The organism is Anaerococcus vaginalis ATCC 51170 (genome assembly GCF_000163295.1).
Taxonomy (GTDB): domain Bacteria; phylum Bacillota; class Clostridia; order Tissierellales; family Peptoniphilaceae; genus Anaerococcus; species Anaerococcus vaginalis.
Map to the genome: position 1 here is coordinate 443390 of NZ_GG700527.1, position 24412 is coordinate 467801.

General features: G+C 27.2%; 15 protein-coding genes. 13 read left to right on the forward strand and 2 right to left on the reverse strand.

The window, feature by feature from the left end; translation table 11 throughout:
• Positions 1 to 803: 803 nt before the first annotated feature.
• From HMPREF0078_RS02165 to HMPREF0078_RS02205, 9 genes are all read left to right on the forward strand, one after another.
• Positions 804 to 9182: an SNF2-related protein gene (locus HMPREF0078_RS02165; protein WP_407647772.1), complete on the forward strand. Its 8379-nt coding sequence runs from the start codon at positions 804 to 806 to the stop codon at positions 9180 to 9182.
• 262 nt (positions 9183 to 9444) lie between these two features.
• Positions 9445 to 10101, forward strand: coding sequence for a single-stranded DNA-binding protein (locus tag HMPREF0078_RS02170; protein ID WP_039920404.1), 657 nt, complete (start codon positions 9445 to 9447; stop codon positions 10099 to 10101).
• Positions 10102 to 10288: 187 nt separating this feature from the next.
• Positions 10289 to 10975 (forward strand): response regulator transcription factor, encoded by a 687-nt coding sequence (locus HMPREF0078_RS02175; RefSeq protein WP_039920406.1) that lies wholly within the window; start codon positions 10289 to 10291, stop codon positions 10973 to 10975.
• The gene (locus HMPREF0078_RS02180; RefSeq protein WP_004838444.1) at positions 10965 to 12044 is read left to right on the forward strand and encodes a sensor histidine kinase; all 1080 of its coding nucleotides are present in this window, start codon (positions 10965 to 10967) and stop codon (positions 12042 to 12044) included. Before HMPREF0078_RS02175 ends, HMPREF0078_RS02180 begins: the two co-directional genes overlap by 11 nt.
• A gap of 214 nt (positions 12045 to 12258) precedes the next feature.
• The gene (locus HMPREF0078_RS02185) at positions 12259 to 13830 is read left to right on the forward strand and encodes a radical SAM/SPASM domain-containing protein (protein WP_208853655.1); all 1572 of its coding nucleotides are present in this window, start codon (positions 12259 to 12261) and stop codon (positions 13828 to 13830) included.
• Between the two features lie 34 nt (positions 13831 to 13864).
• The gene (locus tag HMPREF0078_RS02190) at positions 13865 to 14059 is read left to right on the forward strand and encodes an Apre_1838 family putative sactipeptide bacteriocin (protein ID WP_004838446.1); all 195 of its coding nucleotides are present in this window, start codon (positions 13865 to 13867) and stop codon (positions 14057 to 14059) included.
• Between the two features lie 103 nt (positions 14060 to 14162).
• The gene (locus HMPREF0078_RS02195; RefSeq protein WP_039920408.1) at positions 14163 to 15041 is read left to right on the forward strand and encodes an ABC transporter ATP-binding protein; all 879 of its coding nucleotides are present in this window, start codon (positions 14163 to 14165) and stop codon (positions 15039 to 15041) included.
• Complete coding sequence (locus tag HMPREF0078_RS02200; RefSeq protein ID WP_167317028.1) at positions 15034 to 16275, forward strand: ABC transporter permease; 1242 nt, start codon at positions 15034 to 15036, stop codon at positions 16273 to 16275. The genes HMPREF0078_RS02195 and HMPREF0078_RS02200 overlap by 8 nt, the downstream gene beginning before the upstream one ends.
• Positions 16276 to 16295: 20 nt before the next feature.
• Positions 16296 to 17936 (forward strand): ATP-binding cassette domain-containing protein, encoded by a 1641-nt coding sequence (locus HMPREF0078_RS02205; protein WP_081445738.1) that lies wholly within the window; start codon positions 16296 to 16298, stop codon positions 17934 to 17936.
• A gap of 597 nt (positions 17937 to 18533) precedes the next feature.
• Here HMPREF0078_RS02205 and HMPREF0078_RS02210 read toward each other — a convergent pair.
• Both HMPREF0078_RS02210 and HMPREF0078_RS02215 read right to left on the reverse strand, forming a co-directional pair.
• Positions 18534 to 19946 carry a relaxase/mobilization nuclease domain-containing protein gene (locus HMPREF0078_RS02210; protein WP_004838450.1) on the reverse strand — a complete coding sequence of 471 codons (1413 nt, stop codon included), beginning with the start codon at positions 19944 to 19946 and terminating at the stop codon, positions 18534 to 18536.
• Positions 19946 to 20314: a hypothetical protein gene (locus tag HMPREF0078_RS02215; RefSeq protein WP_004838451.1), complete on the reverse strand. Its 369-nt coding sequence runs from the start codon at positions 20312 to 20314 to the stop codon at positions 19946 to 19948. Before HMPREF0078_RS02215 ends, HMPREF0078_RS02210 begins: the two co-directional genes overlap by 1 nt.
• A 543-nt stretch (positions 20315 to 20857) precedes the next feature.
• Between HMPREF0078_RS02215 and HMPREF0078_RS02220 the strand changes: the two genes are divergently transcribed.
• The 4 genes from HMPREF0078_RS02220 to HMPREF0078_RS02235 all read left to right on the forward strand — a co-directional run bounded on the left by HMPREF0078_RS02220 (position 20858) and on the right by HMPREF0078_RS02235 (position 24404).
• Positions 20858 to 21229, forward strand: coding sequence for a metal-dependent transcriptional regulator (locus tag HMPREF0078_RS02220; RefSeq protein WP_073998359.1), 372 nt, complete (start codon positions 20858 to 20860; stop codon positions 21227 to 21229).
• A gap of 156 nt (positions 21230 to 21385) precedes the next feature.
• Positions 21386 to 22144, forward strand: a complete 759-nt coding sequence (locus tag HMPREF0078_RS02225) for a thioesterase II family protein (RefSeq protein ID WP_004838453.1) — start codon at positions 21386 to 21388, stop codon at positions 22142 to 22144.
• Positions 22122 to 22796 (forward strand): 4'-phosphopantetheinyl transferase family protein, encoded by a 675-nt coding sequence (locus HMPREF0078_RS02230; protein ID WP_004838454.1) that lies wholly within the window; start codon positions 22122 to 22124, stop codon positions 22794 to 22796. Before HMPREF0078_RS02225 ends, HMPREF0078_RS02230 begins: the two co-directional genes overlap by 23 nt.
• An 18-nt stretch (positions 22797 to 22814) precedes the next feature.
• Positions 22815 to 24404 (forward strand): AMP-binding protein, encoded by a 1590-nt coding sequence (locus tag HMPREF0078_RS02235; protein WP_004838455.1) that lies wholly within the window; start codon positions 22815 to 22817, stop codon positions 24402 to 24404.
• The last annotated feature ends 8 nt before the right edge of the window (positions 24405 to 24412 follow it).

Sequence of the window (24412 nt, forward strand, 5' to 3'; positions counted from 1 at the left end):
CTGATGAAACTAAGGATAGATATTTAGCGATTCTTAATGATATAAAAGGAAGAGGCTTCCCAGATGAAAAAGAAAATCTCGGGAAAAAACTTGAAGATAAAAATTTTATAAATAAACTCAGAAAAGAATACGAGGTATTTTTAGAAGAATATAAGATTAATCCTGATATTTTAAGATTTCATCATTATAAATTATCTAAAATCTATAATGATATCAATGATTTAGAAATAGAAAGAAAATTATATAGGTCAAATTTAAAGGATATTGCACCTATTCAGAGTTTTATAACACAAGATGAAATAGATGAAAGCCTAAAAAGAGGAAGCGGGTTTTCTGATGGAAAGAAAAGAATATATGAATTTTTTACTGAAAAGCATGATTTAAAAGAACAAGCAGATTTCTTGAAAAATGAATATGGCGTAGGTGGAAGTTCTCATGTACTATCTGCTGCAAGAGAAAGTGGTGAGTGGCACGATGCGAAGGGAATAAAATATAATAAAGGTAATGCAAAAGAAATACTACTATCTTGGTCTAATGTTGCAAGAAGAATTAATGACCTTATTAAAAAGAATAGATATATAGATGAAGAAAGTTTTGAAGAAAATAGGAAGAAAAAAACAGATCAGGAAATAAATAAAACAGAAAAAGAAAGCCAGGAGTATATAAATTATCAAGATGATTTGCCTCCAACTGATAATGATGTATATATAGAAAGAACAAATAATAGTTCTATATATTATTATCAAGGACAGTCTGTAGCAAGTATAGGTGATGATGGAAAACTTATCATTTATGATGAATTTATGCCAAACTTTTTAAAAGAAGAAATATATTCCATAGCCTTTGAAAAACAATTAGATATACCATTAGACCAGTTAGACGATGGAATTATTCTTGAGGGAATACATGACACTTTTTATATTAAAGAAAAGGAAGAAATAGAAGGAAGAGAATATTACCTTTTAGAAAGTCAAAGTCGATATGATGATATTCCAAATATTGTAGTTAATTCTAACAAAGAAGTTATAGATGATGATATAGTAAATGGTTTTGAAGAATTTAAGGAATTTTATCCTAATAAAAATAAAGAGAATATAGGTTTTGATTTAGATAGCCATAGAAAAGATGATTATTGGATAATTGAGTTTAATGAGGGTTCAAGTCTAATAGAAAAAGATTATGCAGGACAAAGGCTGACTAAAGAACTATTAGATGAAATAAGGGAAATAGATGAAAAGATAAGACTTCATAATAAGACCTTAGGAGAAGATGAATATGGGCAGATGACTGATAAGTGGGAGGGGTATTCCAAATTCTATTTTAACCATATAGTAGATGGGAAAATAGTTGATCACTATAAGATAGACATAGGTGATGGAAATGAGATCAACCAAAGAGACTTTGAATTTCTTTATGAACAAATAGGAAAAAGTCAGATAGAACTTAATCAAACTATAGAAGGAAATAAGATAGATGAAAAAATAATTTCAATAAATCAAATTGAAGATAGAATTTTTGATGTATTAGTTAAGGATAAAGTTTTAGAAAATGAAATTATAAAGGCAAGAGAAAACTTAGGAAATAATACCTTAGCAAGTTTTAACTCTGTATTCCAAAGAGAATATGTAAAAATCATGAGAGAAGTTGCCGATAAACAGGGAAATCTTCCGGATGATATGAAGGCAATAGATAAGGTTAAAGAATTAGCTATTAGAATAGAAAATAGATATAGAGAATATTTAAATAATTCACATGAAAACAATATAGAAGATGATAAGGAGATACTCTCTATAAAAGTGGGAGATATAGTTAGAACAGAGGATAATAAATATTTAAAAATAAAAGATATTTCCAGTGGATATGATAATAACCATAATCAAATAATATATTATTCATATGATGCCTATTTTGATAAGGACTTAAAACTATTCTCACATTCCTTTAAAGAAAGCGATTTAAAAGCTTTAGAAGTATTAAGAAATGAAGTAGAAGAAAAATTAACAAAAGAGATTGTAGAAGATAAAATAGCAGTAAAAGTAGGATTTTATTATGCTTTAGTAGATAAATATAAAACAAAGGATATAGAATTAGAAGAAACAGGAATTAGAGTTTATCCAAGAAAGGAAAACTCACAAGGAAAGATCTATACTTTATATAAAGGGAAATCTTTTGAAGATAGCAAAAAAATAGACAGTTTGTTTGATGAAATTACTGCCAAAATGAAAGAAGCAAATCTTACAAATTTAAATGATGTATTAGAATTGGAAAGGGAAGGTTTATTTGAAATTACTGATGATAAAGTTACAAAATTTGAGGAAGGCTATGATATAGATGTTCAAAGCTTTAATCAGCAATTTCCAGATTATTATAATGATATATATGTTTTTAATAAAAATCTTGAAATCAATGGAGCATATCAAAATTTAGCACATATAAATGAAGAAAATAAAATCACTTTTAATATAAATTTATCGCAAGAAGAAAAATCCAAAATTGAAGAAATAAGAGATAAGAAACAAGTTCTTTCCATGTTAATAGATAAGGATATCAAAGAAAAAAGAGAATACTATTTTGATCCTCAAGATGAAGAATACTTACTACTGTCAAAGAAAATAGAAGATGGATTATTAAAAAAACCAGAAAATATTATAGATGGAAAAGAAGGGTATAAGGTAGAGCTAATCTTAGATGTTAAGGGAAAATCTCTTAAACAAAATTTACGATACAATGGGTATATTTTAAATTCTAATCAAGCTATAAAATATAAAAGTTATAAGGACATATTAAGTAACTTACCTTATTTACTTGATGATAAACATAGAGAAGTGCTTTTAAATGGATATTTAAATCAGCAAATTGAAAATGATAGAACAAGGCAAGAAGAAAATCCATTTAAAGAAGGTATGAATGTTAGATACAAAGGAAAAGAATACACTATAACTGCCATTAACGATACTACAAGTCCTAAAACTATAGAACTAGAAGATAGCACAGGACTAATGAATGGTTTTATTACCGGAAGTGAAATAATTCTTTTTAATGACTACAAAGATCTTGATTTGGAAGTTATAAAAAAAGAGGAATTAATTCCGTTAGAAATAGAAGATTATAGTCTTTTAGGATTACCAGTTCAATTTAGAAATAAGGAATATTTAATTAAAGAAAATGAATTTAATGAAGCTGGAATGGGTAGATTAGCTTTAAGTACAATAGATAAGAGTGGTATTACTGAAGTAATATATAGTAGAGAAAGACCTGTTTCTAATATCTTTGTAAGAAAGGAAGATTTAGAAGAATATAAATCTAGTGAAAAAGATATATTAAGTAAAAAACAATCTATCGATAAAGAGGAATTAGTAGAACAAATTAGCTTTGAAGATATTGACAATAATAACGAAGAAAAAGTTAAAAAAGACAATTCAAGGCTTTTACATAAAAGCCTTGATGTAATAAATAATAAATCTTCTCTTATTGCTGATCAGTTTATAGTAAGAGTTGATAATGAAAAGGAAGAATTTTTAGTATATAGTTCGTCTAATCCAAAAAATTATAGGGAATTTACTCTACCTTTTTCTTACCTCAAAGGAATCGACAAAATTGACGGAGATGGTAATTCATTGAAATTAACCACTCATAGAAAAGAAACTATTGATAAGAAGTTAGAAGAATATAAGGAATGGAAAGAAAATAATAATTTAATAAGGAATGATAGAGAAAATATAGAAGGGGTTTCTGAAGTTTCTTTAGAAAACTATAAAATTATTAATGAAGAGGAAAACCTACCACCTTCACAGAGATTAAAAAACAACATTGAAGCTATAAATGTCTTAAAGGCTTTAGAAAAAGAAAATAGAAGTGCAAGAAAAGATGAACAGGAAATTTTGGCAAAATATATCGGCTGGGGAGGACTTTCTGATGTATTTGATGAAGAAAAGGAAGGTCAATGGCTTGATGCAAGAAACTTTTTAAAAGAAAATCTAACTGGGGAAGAATATAATAGGGCAAGAGAATCAACCCTAACAGCTTTTTATACGCCGAAAGTAGTTATAGACGCTATCTATGAAAGTCTTTCTAATCTTGGCTTTGAAAAAGGAAATATATTAGAACCAAGTGCTGGGACAGGTAGATTTATAGGAAATCTACCTGAAGAAATGAAAGAGTCAAACTTTTATGGAGTTGAATTAGATAGCATTAGTGGACAAATTGCCAAAGAACTTTACCCTAATTCCAATATACAAATAAAAGGCTTTGAAGAAACCAATTTTTCTAATAACCTATTTGATGTGGCCATAGGAAATATTCCTTTTGGAGAATTTAAAATAGCAGATCGTGAGTACGAAAGAAATAACTTTCTAATTCACGATTATTTTTTTGCTAAAACTTTAGATAAGGTTAGAGATGGCGGCATCATTGCCTTTATAACATCTTCAGGAACAATGGATAAAAAAAGTGAAGATGTTAGAAGATATATATCGGAAAGAGCAGAGTTTTTAGGAGCAATAAGACTGCCAAATACTACATTTAAAGGGGTAGCTGGAACAGAAGTAACTTCAGATATAATCTTTTTAAAAAAGAGAAATAGGCTATTAAAGATAGATGAAGACTGGATAAAGCTAGACAAAGATGCAAAAGGACTAATATATAATAAATACTTTGTAGATAATCCTCAGATGGTAATAGGGACTATGGAAGAAATACCGTCAAGATTTGGGACAAGCCTTGCATGTATTGAAAATAAAGATATTTCTTTAGAAGAAGGACTAAAAAAAGCCATTAAAAATATCCAAGGTAGGTATGAAGAAGCTCAAATAAATGATGATTTAGGAGAAGAAACAATACCAGCTGATGATAGTGTTAAAAACTATTCTTTTGCTTTAGTGGATGATGAAATATATTTTAGAGAAAATTCAATTATGCAAAGAATATCCTTAAACCAAAAGGATAAAGATAAGGTAAAAAAATATTTAAGATTAAATGAAAGTCTAAGGAAAGTTATAACCTATCAAAGAGAAGACTATTCAGATGAAGAGATAAAAAAAGAACAAGAAAATCTAAATAAATTCTACGATGATTTCAATAGCAAACATGGAAGACTAAATTCAAAAACCAATAAAAAGTTATTTAGAGAAGATGCCAATTTTTCTTTAATTTCAACTTTGGAAAAATTAGATAAAGAAGGCAACTTTATAGGAAAATCTGACATCTTTAACAAGAGAACTATAAAAAAAGCTGTAATAATAGATCATACAGATAGGGCAATAGATGCTCTGGTACTCTCTATTAGTCAAAAAGGTAAAATAAATTTTGATTATATGGAAGAATTGACAGGAAAAACAAGAGATAAATTAATAGAAGAATTAAAGGGAGAAATATTTTTAAATTTAGATTCCTTTGAACCTAATGATATAAATCCATTTAAGTCTGCTAATGAGCTAGGAGATTTTTCAAGACCTTACGTAAGTGCTGATGAATACTTGTCAGGAAATATAAGAGATAAAATTGAAGTTGTAGACTCTTATATTAAAAACATCGAAAAAGAGTTAGGAAAGGAAGAAAATCTAGAGGATAGTAAACTCTTAAAAAAAGAATTAGAAGAGTTACATTTTCAAAAAGCAAAGCTAGTGGAAGTAATGCCTAAAGCACTAGATGCAAGTGAGATTACAGTTAGAATGGGTGCAACATGGATACCGGAACAAGATTACAAAAAATTTATGTTTGATTTGTTGAAAACACCAGTTTCATCAAGGTGGAATATAGATATTAAGTATTCTGACTTTACAGGAGAATATAGAGTTGAAGGAAAAAGCTCTGATAGGGACAATGACCTTGCTTCTTTTACCTATGGTACAAATAGGGTAAATGCCTACAAATTGATAGAAGATACTTTAAATTTAAGAGATACTAAGGTATTTGACCAAGTAGAAGACAGTGATGGAAAGAAAAAATCTGTGCTTAATCAAAAAGAAACAATGCTTGCAAGAAGTAAGCAAGAGATGATAAAAGAAGAATTTAAAAGCTGGATATTTGATGATGTGGAAAGAAGAAATAGATTAGTAGAAGATTATAACGAAAGATTCAATTCCATAAGACAAAGGGAATATGATGGATCTAATCTTACTTTTGAAGGAATGAATCCTGAAATAGAATTAAGAGCACATCAAAAAGATGCCATAGCAAGAGGTTTGTTTGGTGGAAATACTTTACTTGCCCATGAAGTAGGAGCAGGAAAAACCTTTGAAATGATAGGTATAGCCATGGAGTCAAAAAGACTTGGTATGAGTAATAAGTCAATGTTTGTTGTTCCTAACCACATTGTAGAGCAATTTGGAAGAGAATTTAATGAACTTTATCCAGGAGCTAATGTATTATGTGCTACAGAAAAAGATTTTACACCAGATAGAAGAAAAAGATTTTGTAGTCGTATTGCTACAGGAAGTTTTGATGCTGTTATTATAGGGCACAGTCAATTTGAAAAAATTCCTATATCAAAAGAAAGACAAGAATATGAATTGCAAGGTCAAATTGATGAAATCATTGACTATATAGATGAATATAAGAGAGAAAGGGATCAAAGATTTACTGTAAAGCAATTAGAAAAAACAAAGAAAAAATTAGAGACAAAGTTAGAAAAACTAAATGCTGATTATAAGAAAGATGACGTTGTAACCTTTGAGGAACTGGGAGTAGATAAGTTATTTGTAGATGAAGCCCACGCATACAAAAACCTCTATCTATTTTCTAAAATGAGGAATGTAGCAGGAATTACTTCTACAGATTCACAAAAATCATCAGATATGCTTATGAAATGCCGCTATATGGATGAAATAACTAATAATAAAGGATTAGTATTTGCCACAGGTACACCAGTAAGCAACAGTATGGCTGAACTTTATACCATGCAGAGATATTTACAGTATGATGAATTAAAAAAGATGAAATTGCAACATTTCGATTCTTGGGCGTCTACTTTTGGAGAAACAATAACGGCAATAGAATTAAATCCTGAGGGTAATGGTTATAGGAGCAAAACCAGATTTGCAAAATTTTATAATCTTCCTGAACTTATGAATACTGTAAAAGGATTTATGGATATTAAAACAGTTGATGTTTTAAATCTTCCTACACCAATTGCCCATTATGAAACTATAAAAACAAAGCCTACCGAAGAACAAAAAGAAATTCTTGAAACTTTTTCCGAGAGAGCAGATAAGGTTCGTGATAAGCAGGTAGATGCAAGTGTTGATAATATGCTTTTGATTACAAATGACGGAAAGAAAATGGCACTTGACCAAAGGTTAATCAATCCTTTACTTTCTGATGATCCTAATAGTAAGGTGAATACCTGTATAAAAAATGTATTTAGCATTTGGGATAAATATAAAGATAAAAAATCTGCTCAATTAATATTTTGTGATATGTCTACACCAAGTAATGATTTTAATATCTATGATGATATTAAAACAAAACTTATAGATATGGGAGTACCTGAAAATGAAATAGAATTTATTCATAAGGCAAAAAACAATATGGAAAAAGACGCTATCTTTGATAAGGTAAGAAAAGGAGAAATAAGAGTCTTACTTGGTTCAACACAGAAAATGGGAGCAGGTACTAATGCCCAAGACAAACTAATTGCAATTCACGATCTTGATATACCATGGAGACCTGCTGATCTTTCTCAAAGGGCAGGCAGGATTGTGAGGCAGGGAAATGAGAATAAGGAAGTCCATATATTTAGATATGTAACAGAAAATACTTTTGATGCCTACCTATTCCAAACCTTAGAGAATAAACAAAAATATATTTCCCAAATTATGACTTCAAAGACTCCTGTAAGAGTTGCAGAAGATGTAGACGAAGCCACATTAAACTATGCCGAAATCAAAGCTCTTGCAACAGGAAATCCATTAATAAAGGAGAAGATGGACCTTGATGTTGAAGTTTCTAAACTTAAAATGCTAGAGTCCAATTTCAAATCAAATCTTTACAAGCTGGAAGATAAAGTAGTTAAATTTTATCCAAAGGAAATAGAAAGATTAAAAGAAAGGATAGAGAACTTAAAGGAAGATATTAAAAATGTTGAGCCTTATAGAGAAGTAGATAAAAATTTAAAAGAAGATAATAAATTTACCTCTCTAATTATTGACGGAAAGAAGTATATAGATAAGAAAATAGCTGGAGAGTTTTTGTTGAACAAAATTAAGGGAGTTAAAATATATAGGGAAATGGATAAAGATGGAGAAAAAATAGGTGATTATAGAAATTTTGATTTATCCATAAAATATGATTCTTTTTTCAATAAATATAACTTTATATTAAAAGGTAAGGGAGAATATAGAGGAGAGTTTGGAACAGATGAAATAGGTAATATAACAAGAATGGATAATGTATTGGATAAATTACCAGAAAGATTAGAAAATACAATTTCAAAACTAAAAGATATAGAGGAGCAATTTCAAACAGCTAAAATTGAAATACAAAAGACATTTCCACAAGCTGAACTTTTAAAGGATAAGACACTAAGACTTGCAGAAGTAAATAATTTACTAGATATGGGAAAAAGTGAAGATATAAGCCAAGATAATCCATTGCTAGAAGAAGTAAAGGAAGAATTGATAGATTTCCTTAACAGAGAATATGATGAAGAAAACAGGTTAGAGGACTTTGATACTATATTTCCTGACTTAACAGATATAGGAATAGCTTATACAACTACACCAGATGAAAAACATGAAATACAAGTAAGTTTAGATTTAATAAATTACAAGATGAACACCTATGTAGATAAGAACCTAATTGACAGCTTTCAATACACCTATGATCCCTTAGATGCAAGTGATTTGGAAGAGTTAATACAAATAAAGACGGATATTGGCTTTTGGGATTTTAGTGAGCTTTTAGCAGTTGATGAAAAAAAGTTAAAGGAAATTCTTGGATTTGAAATAGATGATGAAGGTAATTTTTATGATCCATTAAATTTAGACTTGGATAATGATGGAATTCCTGATAGATATGATAATGACTTTAAAGATTCTGATTATTTTGAATCTACTTATGATGTTGAAGATAATTTTCATGCTAAAGAAGAAAAGCAGTCTATATTAGAAAAAATTGCAGAATTTAAAGAGCAAGAAAGAATAGAAGAGATAAAAGATAAAAATGATAAGATACAAGAAAGGTAATAAGAGGGTCAGATTTTGTTCTTATATTTATTTTAAAGGTAGATATGGGATTTGAAAAAGATAAGTTTGAAGATTTTCTTAGAGGGAAAATTTACATTTGATGTAAAAATTCAAAAAATTAATATCAAGCTTATTAGAACAGGAAATAGAAAATTTAGATAATAATAAATTTTAGTTAACAGATTTTATCGAAAAAGATGTAGACGAACCAGTATTAACATTGGATAAAATAAAGCAATTTGAAATACAGGAGGATAAATATATGTATTACAAAGATATTAGAGAGAATATTAAAAAAATGGCAAATGACAATTACAAGGATTTTATAAAAGCGATTGTAGGTATAGAAAAAGGAATAGATGACGAAAAGGCTCTTGAGGAGATATATGATAAGTATATGGAAAATGATACAAGTGTATTATTGAGTGAAGGTTTCGATTATATGATTGATGAAATGAAAGAGCAAGGGAAAATTGTTGAAAATGAAAATAGTATTGAAGAAAAAGATGATTTAGTAAATTTGGTAGGAAATATAGTTGGAGAAGTTAAAAATCTAGAAAAAGAAAATGCAAATGGTGAAAAATTTAAAGTAAGTAATTTTTCAGTAGTATCAAAAGACGAGAAAGGAAATAAAATCTATACAAGATGTTCGGCTTATGGAGAAAAAGCAAAGGATGTAGCAAACTATAGAAAAGGAGATTTCGTAAAGATATTTGGACAAGTAAAGACATTTATAGATAATAATGGAAAAGAATATAAGAACGTGCGTATTCTATCTACTAAACTTTTAAAAACAAGAGAACAGTTAAAGAAGAAAAATAAAGGAAAGAAATCTATATTAGGGCAAATAGGCGATTTAAAAAGTAAGAATAAAGAAAATATAAAAAAGTTGGAGCATCATAAAGGAGTTGAGAGGTAGTATGGCGGTCTTCGGACTGCCATGTTTTTTTATTGCTGAATTGAATGTAATATTGAATAATCAGTTAAGATATCATATACTATTTGTAATAGAATACTGTAAGTAAGATGATTATTTTGCATATTTAAAAACAAGGTATTAATAAAGATAAATAAAAAAATATAAATTGAGAGTAAGAGGTAGACTATTGAAAAAAAACATTGTAATTGTAGATGACGATGAAAGGTTAGCAGATCTAATGAGAATTTATTTAGAAAATGCTAATTATAATGTTGTAACTTTTTTGTCACCAGTCAATGCATTAGAATATTTAATCGACAACATTCCCGATATCTTGTTGTTAGATATAATGATGCCGGAAATAGATGGTATAGAGATGTTAATAAAATTGAGAGATAAGTATAAGTATCCGATTATTCTTGTTAGTGCAAGAAATACCAATTTAGATGTAATAGATGGATTAGGCAAGGGAGCTGATGATTATTTGAAAAAACCTTTTGATCCAAGTGAATTGGTTGCTAGAGTTAATGCAATGATTAGGCGAAATGAAGAATATAGCAAAAATTCAAATTATACCATCATATATTATAAAGATTTAGAAATCGATATGGACAAACAGATGGTATTTAAAAATGATAAAAAGTTAGATCTTACCCAATCAGAATATAAGATTTTAAAAGAGCTAATAAAATGTAAAGGGAAAATTATATCAACTGAAAATTTATTTAAGTTAATTAGTGGAGATGATTACTATAATAGAGAATGTAATTCAGTGGCTGTACATATTAGAAATTTAAGATTGAAGTTAAATGATAGTTTTGATAATCATAAATATATAAAAACGTCATGGGGAGTTGGCTATTATGTTGACTAAAGAAAAAAGATTATTAATAAAAAGTTTGTTGTTTTTCCTACTTATTTTGTTTATAGTTTATATAATACTTGGGAGTAATATACATGATATTTTTGTAAAGAACTATTTGTTTGAAACAAAAGAAGTTAAGTACTTAGGTAAAGTATATACTAGTGGAATTTTAGATTGGCAAATTTTAAGAAATCATATTGTTATTGGTATAATCTGTGTGTTTATTATCACTTTTTATATTAATTATATATTTTTTCAAAATGAAAGTAAGAACTTTGTTAATAATATTACTCAGAGAATTATAAGTATAAGAAAAGGTGAGAAAGTTAAAGATGGATTGGAATTTATTTCTATAGATAGAGAAATAGAAGAACTAATAAAATTAGAAAATGATTTATCTGAAAAAATAAAAGCTCAATTTATAGAGTACAATCAAGAGATGATGTTTTTAGCTCATGATCTTAAAACACCATTAACAGCGATAATAGGTTACACAAATTTATTAATAGATAATCCAGAATTAGATAGACAAAAAGGGAATAAGTATTTAGAAATAGTTTTGGATAGTTCTCATCAGTTAGAAACTTTAATAAATAAATTTTTTGAGTTATCAAAATATAGTGTTCAATCTGATTTATTAACTAAACAAAATATAAAATTAGAAGACATAATTATTGAGATACAAGAATCCTTATATGTTGAAAGAAAAAAACATGATATAACACTTAGTAATAATTTAGAAGAAAACGTGTACGTTGATGTGAATTCAGAGCTTTTTGCAAGAGCATTGATAAATATATATAGGAATGCTGTTAAATATGCAGATAGAGGCTCAGAAGTTATAACGAATTTAACAGTAAATAATCAAGATAAAGTTTCTTTGTCCATTACAAATAAATTTTCGAGTGTAAATAAAGTTGATGTAAATAAAATATTTAATACTTTTTATAGAGGAGAAAATAGTTACGAAGGAAATGGATTAGGGCTAGCTATTGCAAAAACAATAATAGAAAAACAAGGGAGTACAATAAAAGCATTTCAAGAAAATAATGAATTGACAATTGTAGTTGAAATATAATGACAAAGAAATATTAATTTTTTAACCTTCACTAGTTGAAAACTAGTGGAGGTTTTATATTGAAATAAATTAAGGAATGTTATATATTAGCATTTCTTTATCAGGAAAATAAAGAAATCTTAATATTTTTATTTTTAAATATTTACTATATCTATATGGTTTTTTAATAAACAAATTCACATAAGTTGTTATAGTTAAGTTAAATAAAGCGGGGGTGAATGATAAAATGCTTGATTCAAAGTATCTAATAAAATTAGAAAATAATAGAGAAGTAAAGCGAATATTAAGTGATTACTATACACCTAGACTAGGAAGAGTGTTTAAAGCTGAAGAAAAGAAATATTTTTATGATACGGGTACAGGGAAAATAGCTGAAATAACTGATGAAGTTTATAAAATATTAAAGACGGTTTTAGAAAATGGAAAAATACAAGACCTTAATAAACTGAATTTAACAGACGAACAATTAGAAGAAGGTTTTTTAGATATTTTCAAGGCTATAAAAGAAGAAAATGTTTTATCTGCAAATCCAGTAGTTAAATTAACTGGAGAGGGAGTATACAATCTAGAATATAGTTTATCCAATAATCTCACAAGTTTATTGCTAGAGGTTACAGAAAAATGCAATCTAAGATGCAAATATTGTATTTATAATCCTAATCATCCAGAATTTAGAGACTTTGGACATAGAGATATGAATATAGATATTGCAATCAAAGCTGTTAATATGTTGTTTGAAAATTCGAATGACACAAACGAAGATATATGCATAGGCTTTTATGGTGGAGAGCCATTATTAAATAAGAAATTGATAAAAGAAATTGTTGAGTACTCTAAAGTAAAATCTATTGAATATGATAAAAATGTTATATTTGCAATGACTTGTAACGGAACATTAATGGATATAGATACTGCTCAATATATAGTTGAAAATAATTTCAATATCATTTTTAGTATAGATGGACCAGAGGAAATACATAATGAGAATAGAATTTTTGCTAATGGAAAAGGAAGTTTTCAAAGTGCTATTCAAGGTGTTAAAAACTATCAATATGTAAAAGAAAAAAGCGGAAAAGAAATGGAGAACCCATTAGTATTTAACATGGTAGTAGATGGTCAAGATATTTTAGGTAAATACACTAAGATTCAAAACTTTATTGATAGTAATGAATGGCTACCAGAAAATTTACAGATTTTGATTACCGCAATAGATTTAGGACCAGAAGAGTCTGAATACATACTTCCAATGAGTATTGAAGAAAGAGAAATCACTAAAAATAAAATTGATCCTTCGTTATATTGGCTTAGGAAGCAAAATACTAATAGAAAAGAGAAAACAATAATTGATCAGTCATTGTATAAAGGGCTTGAGAGAATACATAAGCGCCTTTGTATTGATAAACCAGTTACTCATTATGGAATGAATGGATGTTGTGTTCCTGGCAAACAAAGGATGTATGTAACAGTAGATGGAGAAATTTATCCGTGTGAAAAGACTGGTAATATACCGTCTTTAGGCAACGTTGAAAAAGGATTTGATATAAATAAAATAAAAAGATTTTATATAAAAGATTTCATTAATGAATCTTCTAAATACTGCAAAAATTGCTGGGCAATAAACTTATGTGGTTTATGCTATACGAACTGTTTTGATAGCAATTCTATACATTATAGCTATAGACATAAAAGTTGTATAGAAGAAAGGATTTATCTTTCTAATCTTCTAAGTGAATATTGTGCGTGTTTGGAAAATTTTCCAGATATCATAAAAAATTTGGAAGACTAGATTTTGATAAAAATATTAAATAGGAGGTGAGAAAATGAAATTTATTTCTACAGGAAATGGTGGAGCTAGACCATTTGCATGTATGTGTAGTACAACTACAGGACATGCTGATGCAAGACATACTAGCTGGATACCACCTTGTTTACATTGTGGTTGTTCATGTGGTTCCAAAGGTGAATACAAAACTGGAAATAGAGTTGCATCTTTAAGAACAATAGGACAGAAGTAATTATAAACAGCTCTTGAGCTTTTACTCAAGAGCTGTTTATAAAATTTTAGTTACATTTAAAAATTATTTAGTGTGGATTATTTTATATATTGGAGATAGAAATATGGACAGATTAGAAATTTCAAATTTAAGCAAATCATATGATAAGAAAGTGCTAAATGATATTAATTTAATTTTAGAACCAGGATTATACGGACTTTTAGGAGCTAATGGATCTGGGAAAAGTACGTTGATGAAAATTTTAGCTACTCTTTTAAAGCCTAGCTCAGGGAATGTAGTTTTTAATGGTGAAAAAGTAAAGAGAAATAATAGTAAATATTTAGATAAAATATCATATTTACCCCAAGATTTTGGGGTGTATTCAAATTTTAGCGGTAAGGAATTTATAGATTATATAGGAAAACTAAAAGGAGTTCCGACAGGAAAATTAAGAGAACGTAGTGAGATACTATTTAAGAAATTTGAATTACGTGATTATAAAAGTAGAAATGTTGCAAAATATTCCGGTGGAATGAAAAGAAGGATAGGAATAATACAAGCTTTTATTAATAATCCATCAATAATACTTTTAGATGAACCAACGGCTGGTCTTGACCCGATGCAAAGATTGACTTTTAAGAATTTTATTTCTGAGGAGAGTAAAAATAGAATTATTATATATTCTACACATATAACCGAAGATATTGAATCTATTTGCGATAATATAATTATGATAAAATCTGGAGAAATAATTTCTGAAGGTACTGAAGAAGAAGTATTAAAAGCTTTAGAAAATAAAATTTATGAAATTATAATATCAAAATCTGGTTTGTTAGATTTTTTAGAAAATAATTTAGTAGTAAATTATAAAGAACAGGATAATTGCTATAGGGTTAGATATATTAGTAATAAACAAACATGCAATTCTAAATTAGTTAAACCTAATTTGGAAGATTTGTATTTATACTATAATAAAAGAGTCGGAGATGTTAAAAATGTTTAGTTTAATCGGATATGAATTTAAAAAAATAATAAAGAATAAAGTTAATATAATTTCAATTCTTATTATGACCTTAATAATTTTATATTCATTTATTCCAAAAATAATCAATTATAGTACAACAACAGAAGATAATGACTTATTGAAAGGTAAAAAAGCAGTTAGATATGAAACAAATTATTTGAATGAGAGATTTGATAAGCCATTAGCTTCAAATAAAATATTAGGTGATATTAAAGATTTAAAAAAATTAACTAAAAATACTAATGAAGAATTTTATGATCCTAAAAATTATATGGATAAGAAAGATTATAACTCTTTATTTCTTCCATTAGGGGGATATTATTCTTGGATATCAGAAAGTTATGAAGGATTAGATGATAAACCTTATTGGGTATTATCTGATTTGTTAAATTATAATGATAAGTTAGATGATTTTTATAATTATAGAATGATGAAAGTGGAGAAGAGTATTAATAATTCACAGACTATAAAAAATCATCCTAAAGAAAGACAATATTGGAAAGAAAAGGCAATTCGTACAAATGGTCCGTATAATTATGGGTATTATGAAGGATGGAGCTCAATAAATGATACCTTCGATATATATGTCTTATTAATACTATTAGTTGTAGCCATCTCTATTTCAGGTGTTTTTTCTAGAGAGAACGAAAGTAATATGGTTTCTATTATTTTATCATCTAGAAATGGTGTCAAAAAATTATCTAAAGCTAAAATAATAGCTTCTGGTTTGTATATAGTACTGCTTTCATTAATTATGATATTAATATTAACTATTCCAAATTTATGTTTCTACGGGACTAGTGGTTGGGATTTTCCAGTACAAATTTTAAACACCAAAATACTATATAGTTGGAATTTATTAGATTTATATTTGATTAGAATAGCTATAAGTTTAGTTACTGCATTATCATTTGGATCACTATGTTTGTTTTTATCATCAATAACTAAAAAAACTTATATAGTAAATGTTATTTCAATGTTATTTATAATAGCTTCTTTTTTACTACCTGATGTGAGGAACAGATTATTTGTACAAATAGCAATGTTATTACCTCTTCAGTTAAATGGAGTTTTATATTATTCATATATAAGTTATTCATTATTTGGAAAGATATTTAATATATATCAAATAGGACCAGTTATTAATGTGTTAATTATGATATTGCTCTCTTTAATAGCTGCGTTATACTTCCGAAAGCAAGAATTAAAATAATATATAGAAGGGAGAAAATAGTGAGAAATATTAAAAGATGTATAGAGATTGCATATAATAGTAACAGAAATCATATGATAATTTATATTTTACTTACAATTTTAAATGGTATTTTCTCTGGCATATCTATCTTCTCTCTACAAAACTTGGTAAATGTTATACAAGTGAGTTACCAAAATGACAATTCAATGATCATTCCAGTAGGGAAATTTTTAATAATAAATATAGCATTTATATTAATAAGTTCATTGCAGCAATATTCGTATAGCATATTGAGCTTTTCGATGGATAAGTATTTATGTGTAGTATTTGCTGAGAATTGTAATGAATTAAGCGTAAAGGATTTTGAAAACGAAGAAGTTTATAATAAAATAGGCCAAATAAACAGATTTGGTAAAGATAAAGTTGTAGAAATATTTTTTAATATAGTACAGTTTATAGAAAGTGTAATAGCTATTATTACTATTTCAGGAATTATTTTCTCAAGCTCAAACAATAGTTGGGTTATAATAATTTTGATACCTATTATTAATTTCTTGATAAACATTAGATTTGGGAAATATATCTATAATATCGAAAATGATAATATAGTTTTATATAGAAAACAAGAGTATTGCAATTATTTGATTAGTAATAATATTGCTTGTAAAGAGAGAATATTCTATAACTTTGGTGAAAGTTTGATAAAAAAATTGGATCAAGTTACAGATGCTATAATACTTAAGAACAAAAAGATCACTGTTTTGACTTTATTAATAAACAGCATTTTTAATATTATTGAGCTGATTGCAAAAGTATATCTAATTTTAGTAGAAAGTATTAGTGTTTTTACAAATGACGGTCTGCTAGGTTCAATACTTGCATATATTTATTCTTTAGACATTGTCATGCAGAAGACCAATTTGTTACTTGGAAATATGCTGCTTATTATTAGTAATAGACTCTATGTAGAAACTTTTTTTGGGCTAATAGATAAAAATAATACTAATAATAAAAAAACAGATGATTTAAGAAAAATAAATAAAATAAATCAGATTGAACTTAAAAATATTTCTTATTCTTATGATGGAAATAAAAATGTGCTTAGCAATATCAATATAAAATTCGATCACAATGGGTTATATATAATCAAAGGGGGTAATGGAAGAGGAAAAAGCACTTTACTTAAGTTATTATGCGGGTTATACTTTGATTATACAGGAGAAATAAGGGTTAATGGTTTGAATATTTCGAGCTATAGTTTATTAGAATATAGGGCTAGAATAGGTGTAGTATTTCAGGACTTTAATAGATATGAAACTAGTGTAAAAGCAAACATAGCATTAAATAAAATGAATGAAACAGATTGTGTATTGAAAATCAAGAAATTGTTAAACTCTAAAGGAATTAAAATAAAAGATATCAATCCAAATACAATTTTAGGAAATTGGTTTGGAGGAAAAGAATTGTCAGGAGGAGAGTGGCAAAAAATTGCTTTTTTGAGATCTTTATACAATGAAAATGATATATTGATAGCAGATGAACCCACTTCAAATCTTGACTTTCAGTCAAAACAGAAGCTTGTAGAATTTTTCATAGAGGAATCAAAGAAAAAAATAATAATTTTGGCTACTCATGATGATATATTTGATACAATAGAGCATATTCCAATTGTTATATAGTATTCCGTTTTAATTTATAAATATAGATGTAATAAGGTGAGGGGAAAATAATGCTAAAATGATGATTTTAAGTTTGTTTTTTAGTTTTGAGTACATAAATAATTTGAAAATAATATATATTAATAATTAATGTTGGTAGATAAAAAACGTGAGAAATACCTAAATCATTTTAAAGATGTAAAAATAAAAAAAGATTTAGTGAAGATATTTTAGAGGATAAGGACATCTATTTATAATAATTATAAAGAACATAAAAATTTATGAATATTATTTATAAATTTTTTGAAGCTAAGAAAACACTAAAAGAACAAAATAAAGAAAAGAAATCTATATTAGAAAATATAAATGGTTTTTAAAGATGAAGATGAGAAAAAGGTAAAAATGGAATTTTATAAAAGATATTGGCGGTATTCGTACTGCTTTTATTATAGAGCTATTTATTTAATATTTTTTTGTATCAGAAAATTTTAGTTTTTTAATATGATCTTAGTAGCTATTTTATAGTTTAGTTTATACATAATATTTTACACTATCATTCTCAAAAATTTAGAGTTGAAGTTTTTTGGGGGAAGTAAGTGTAGATCAAGGGATATATACTTAAATTTTCTTAACATTCTTGTGAATATTTAACAGTATTTGCCACTTACCAAGCTCATTATTAATATACTTATCTGTATTTTTTCTTAATTGAGTAAGCTCGTAAATCAAGATGTTCTTATTGGAATATTCTACCATAAGAATATCTTTTTTACTTTTATATTCATCGTAAATATTTGATAGTTCTTTTATGCTTAAATTTTTATACTTGTTTTTATCTAAAATAGTTATTGATTTTTCGTATGCAATAATTTGAGTTTTGTATTCGGCATAAAATTCTTTATCTTTAGAGTTTGATTTATAGATTTCATAAATAGATTTATTTATTTTTAAAGTGTTTAAAGCCTCAATTGCAGTATAGATTTTGTTCAAATCTTTTTCTATATCCTTAATTTTATCTAAAGTTTTTTGCCTATTAATGGCTTCTTGTTGAAGTTTATTTTCTAGATCTATATTAGATGTCAGCCCATACTTTCTGAGTTGATTTAAAGTGTCAGCCATAGTATTCATATTGTGCTTCTTTGCCCATATTTCATAAGCTTTAGAAGATTGTATCTTTTTATTATTTTTTAAGTCTATTATATTATCAACTTTTTTGTATGCTTTCGTAGAAGAATCAAAATCAATTTTTACGAACTTTTTATTCATATTATTCTCGATTCTTTCCTTGATCTTTTCATTGGTATAATCTTTTCCAAGAGTAGTTTCTTTAGCACGAATAAATCGTCCTTTTTCTCCTTGCTCTTTATGACGAAAAGATAGGTACTTGCCTAATTTGATTTCGTATCCATATTCTTCCATAGTTTTTAAAAAGTTATCATAGCTATTAGACTTTTGAATAGCATGATCAATAGATATTTGAAGTCTATATTTCCAAGATGTTCCTTTTTTAAATTCCATATATTCTTTATATGATTTCCCATTAGTTTTATATTTATTTTTAAACTTCATATAGTCTTCATCTATAACAGACAACTTATATTTTCTACACAAGTCATCACTATAATTTCTAATTTGATGGTAAGATTTTTTATTGCTTTGATAGGCTTTACCTGTATGAAAAGAAACATTATTAAATAGAATATGGTTATGAATATGCTCCTTATCAACATGGGTAGTTATTACGTATTCATATTTTCCTTGCAGTACCTTCTCACATAATTCAATTCCAATTTTGTGAGCCTCTTCAGGTGTAGTTTCTCCAGGTGCAAAAGCTTGAATTAAATGTCTAGCTAAAACTTTTACCTTAGAATTACATTCTATTTTTGTTTGTTCAAACTCTAAATGAGCAGTTATAGGGTTGCAATTTAGAGATGAGATTAGAATTTTTTCGTCTGTTTTATTGCTATTCATAATATAATCAAGGGCAGCTTTTAAGGTAGATTTAATAGGATGGATTTTAGTAACAGCCATTATTTTTTCTCCTTATTAAAACTATTGGAATAGGTAAGAGAGTATATTTTTTTACGCATGGCTAAAATATCTTTTGCTTGTTTTTCTAATGATTTTTTCAAATCATCTACATCATTTTTATATATAAGGGATGTTGAGTTTACTCTTTTTGCAATTTGATTTATACTACTTGAAGTACGACTTATATTTGTTGACATTTCACGAAAAACATCCATATCTAGAATAAAGATATCTTTTTCTAAAATACATTTTATAATAAATTGTCTAAGAGATTTGCATTTAGATGCTTTATATTTTTTGTTCAGTAATTCTAATTCTTCATCAGATAGCATTAGATATATCCCGTTATTTCTAGTTCTATTTGCCATAGATTACCCTCCTTTATATAGTTAAGTAAAAAAAAGAAAAACCTGTAAAAGCAAGTATAGCAACTTGTTTTACAGGTTTAATTTATTATATATTCTTTAAGAAAACTCCTGAGTTTTGCTTCTAATTATTTTATATTTTATCACCTTTAAAAAGAATAATCAAATTTCATATAGGAGAGAATGTAAATATTTTTTATAAGGATAGCTAATGCAAGTTAAAAAAATTAGGGGTTTGGGGATATTCCCCAACAAGCAAAATAGATTAAAACAAACAGTAGCTTTATAGTTGATTTAATCTATTTTTTCGTAAGTGCATATGCACTTACTGTGCTTGCTATTTTTGCTATTTTTGCTATTTTTGTTTAATAAAAATACACTATTTTATGATAACTTAAATTTTAAAAAATTAAAAAAATCACTTTGAAATAGATACTTTTACAACTATAATAATATGTATGATATTAAAAAATATTTTAAATTATCATATTTAAAGATATTTAATTAAATTATTAGTTACTAACAATTTAAGAGGGGGAATAATTTATTTTACACAGAGAATTTGCTGAAGAAAATTATTTAGAAGCCATATATATTTTATCTTTGGAAAATGAAGAGGTTAGAAATATAGACATTGCTAACTATTTGGATTACAAAAGACCGACGGTTACAAGAATGCTAAAAAAACTTGACAATAAAGGTAGGATAACTTATGGAGATGATAAAATAATTCGTTTAACAGACGAATCAAAAAAATTTTGTGAAAAGATGTATAAAAAACATATGTATCTTACTAGCGTATTCATTAAACTTGGAGTTAATCCTAAACAAGCAGAAAGTGAAGCTTGTCTTATAGAACACGTTATATCAGATGAAACGTTTAAAAAATTAAAAAAACATTTTAATGAAACCTTATAATTAATAGCATAGATAACTTTTAAATAAGTTTTTTATGCTATTTTTTTTAATTATTTTACAAAAAAGTTCAAAAACTCATTGATAAATGTTATCAAATGGTATATAATGAATAAAAGTTAGCTATTGCTAACAAAAAATATATTAAAAGGTGAATTTATGTCAAAAAATTTTGAAATGCTAAATAAAGAATTAGACGAAAACAATATTAAAGCTAGTCTTGTTATATTTCCGTTTGCAGGAGGTGGAGTATCTGCATTTAGAAATTGGAAATATGAATTTGAAGATGTAAGGGTATTTGTTGCTCAATATCCAGGAAGAGAAAATAGATTTTCTGAAAAGGCTACAAGTGATATTAATATTTTAGTTGAAACATTATTCAATGATATGAAAGAAAATTTTGATTTTGGAAAACCTTACTATTTATTTGGACATAGTATGGGAACAAAAATTGTTTATGAAATAGCCTTAAAGATCAAAAATTCAAGTTATGAAAATCCAAGAGGAATAATAATTTCAGGTGGACGTGCTCCAGTGTATAAAGAACCAAATCCAATCTATCACCTTGATGACGAAGGTTTTATAGAAGGGCTAAGAAGATATGAGGGAACCCCGAAAGAGATATTAGATAATAAAGAATTGATTTCAATTTTTTTACCGACACTTAGAGCAGATTTTGTAATAGACGAAGACTATCAAGATACAAAACATGAAAAATTAGAAAGTCCCATACTTGGCCTTATGGGAGATAAAGATCAAGAAATGAAATTAGAAGAACTTAAAAAATGGCAAGATTATACAACAAAAGAATTTGTCTATAAATATATAGATGGCAAGCATATGTTTGTAAATACATCTACTGAAATGGTTATAAGGGAAATAAAAAGCTATATTAATGAAAACGTTAAAAATAATTAAAATTACAGAATTAACAAAATTTGACATTAATGAGGTAGTTCAATTTATACATGATGATTGTATAGCAGTAGTTGCTGTAGAAACAAATAGTTATGGAATTATAAGTGAATGTATTCCATATTTAAGTAAAGATCAAATTGAAATTATGTGGAAGTATAGAAAAGAAAGTGACAGAATTAATTATGTTGTAACAAAAGCAATAGTAAACTTGCTATTTTCTAAAATTGAGAAACTAAAATTCGAAGAGATTAGATGGCGTTACGGTAAATATAATAAACCATATATTAGAAATCATTTGAATTTACATTTTAATATATCACATACCACAGGATTTTCAATAGTAGCTTTCTCAAGAAATGATATAGGAGTTGATATTGAAAATATAGAAAGAAATATAGATTATAGTGAAATTAAGAATAATTTTTTTATTAACAATGAAAAAATATTAGGTTTGAAAGACTTTTACAAATATTGGGTTTGCAAAGAAGCTTATTTAAAATATAAAGGAGTCGGTTTAATTCAAAATTTGGAAACAGTTGATGTTATTAATAAAAATAATAATGTAATGAAAGTTATAGATAAAGAAAATAATATTCAAAAGGAGATTTTGATTTTTGAAAAAGAAAAATTTGTTTTTGCGTTATGCTATTAAAAAGGTAGGGCAAATATTATGAATTTAGAGATTAAGAGACAATTAATCAACTTTTATGATAAAGATGTTTGGGAGCATCTAACTGTTGGCGAACATTTGAAAATGTGGTCAAATACATACGCCGATAGAGTAGCAGTTGTAGATGAAAATGAAGAATTGACATATAGACAACTTAAAGATGAAGTGGATTGTTATGCTAATGGACTTTTAAATCAAGGCTTCCGTAAGGGAGATAAAGTATTATTTCAACTTCCTAATAGCAAAGAATTCATTATAATTTTATTTGCAATGATGAGTATAGGAGTGATTCCTGTAATTATCTTGATGGGTCATAGATATTCAGAAGTTAAGGGAATTTTAAATAAAACAAATGCAAAAGCATATATTGGAATTAACAGGTACTTAGGATTTTCATATGAAGATATGGTGTCTAATATTATAGAAGATACGAAAGAAGATTTACAAGTTTATTTGATTGGCGAAACAGAGAAATATGAGAAGTTATGTACCTTAAGACAAAATAGAAAAAATAAATTTGTTGAAGAATTAGAGTATAAGGAAACAGCTATATTTTTATTGTCAGGAGGTACAACCGGCTTTCCGAAACTAATACCTAATAGGCATTGTGAATTTATATATTTAGCAAAAGAACTGGCAAATGCAACAGATATGAATGAAGATACAGTGTATTTGGCAGCTTTACCTATGAGCCATAAATTTGCACTTTGTTGTCCGGGAATGATTGGGACATTGTCAAAAGGTGGTAAGGTAGTTACTTGTAGAGTATCCAGTCCTGATGAAATAATACCTTTGATTGAGGAACAGGAAGTTAGCATTATGGCATTGGTACCTACTTTAGCTAATATGTGTATAGAATATCTTGAAAATGATGATGCTGATATCAGCAGTTTGAAGTATATACAGATAGGTGGATCTGTTCTTGATTCTAACTTAGCAAAAAAGATTCAGGAAGAATTTAATTGTAAATTATTGCAATTGTATGGCATGAGTGAGTCGTTGATTACTTGCTCTAGGGTTTTGGACGATGATTATGACAGATTACATACTCAAGGGAAGAAGTTAAGTGAGTTTGACGAAGCTCGTATTGTTGATGAAAACGGGAAAGAGGTTCCTGATGGAGATTTTGGAGAGCTAATAGTTAGGGGACCATATACTATTTTGGAATATTATGATTCATCAAAACTAAATAATACTCAGTTTACAGAAGAATGTTTTTTAAGAACAGGAGATAGAGCCGCTAAGTTATATGGAGACAATTATAAAATTGTTGGTCGTGTGTTGGAGATGATAAATCGTGCTGGAGAAAAAATAGTTCCTTCTGAGTTGGAAAATATTTTGCTTACAAATAAGAATATTAGAGAAGTGCAAATTGTTGGCATACCCGATGAGACTCTCGGAGAAAAAATAGGTGTATTTATTTTGAAGGGGAGTACCGTTCTTACACTTAGAGATATAAAGAATTATTTGGTAGAAAGAGGACTTGCTTCTTTTAAGTTACCGGATGAAGTACAGTATGTTGATCAATGGCCATTAACAAGCGTTGGAAAGGTAGATAAAAGTAAATTAAAACAACAAATGATTAAATAGATAAGGAG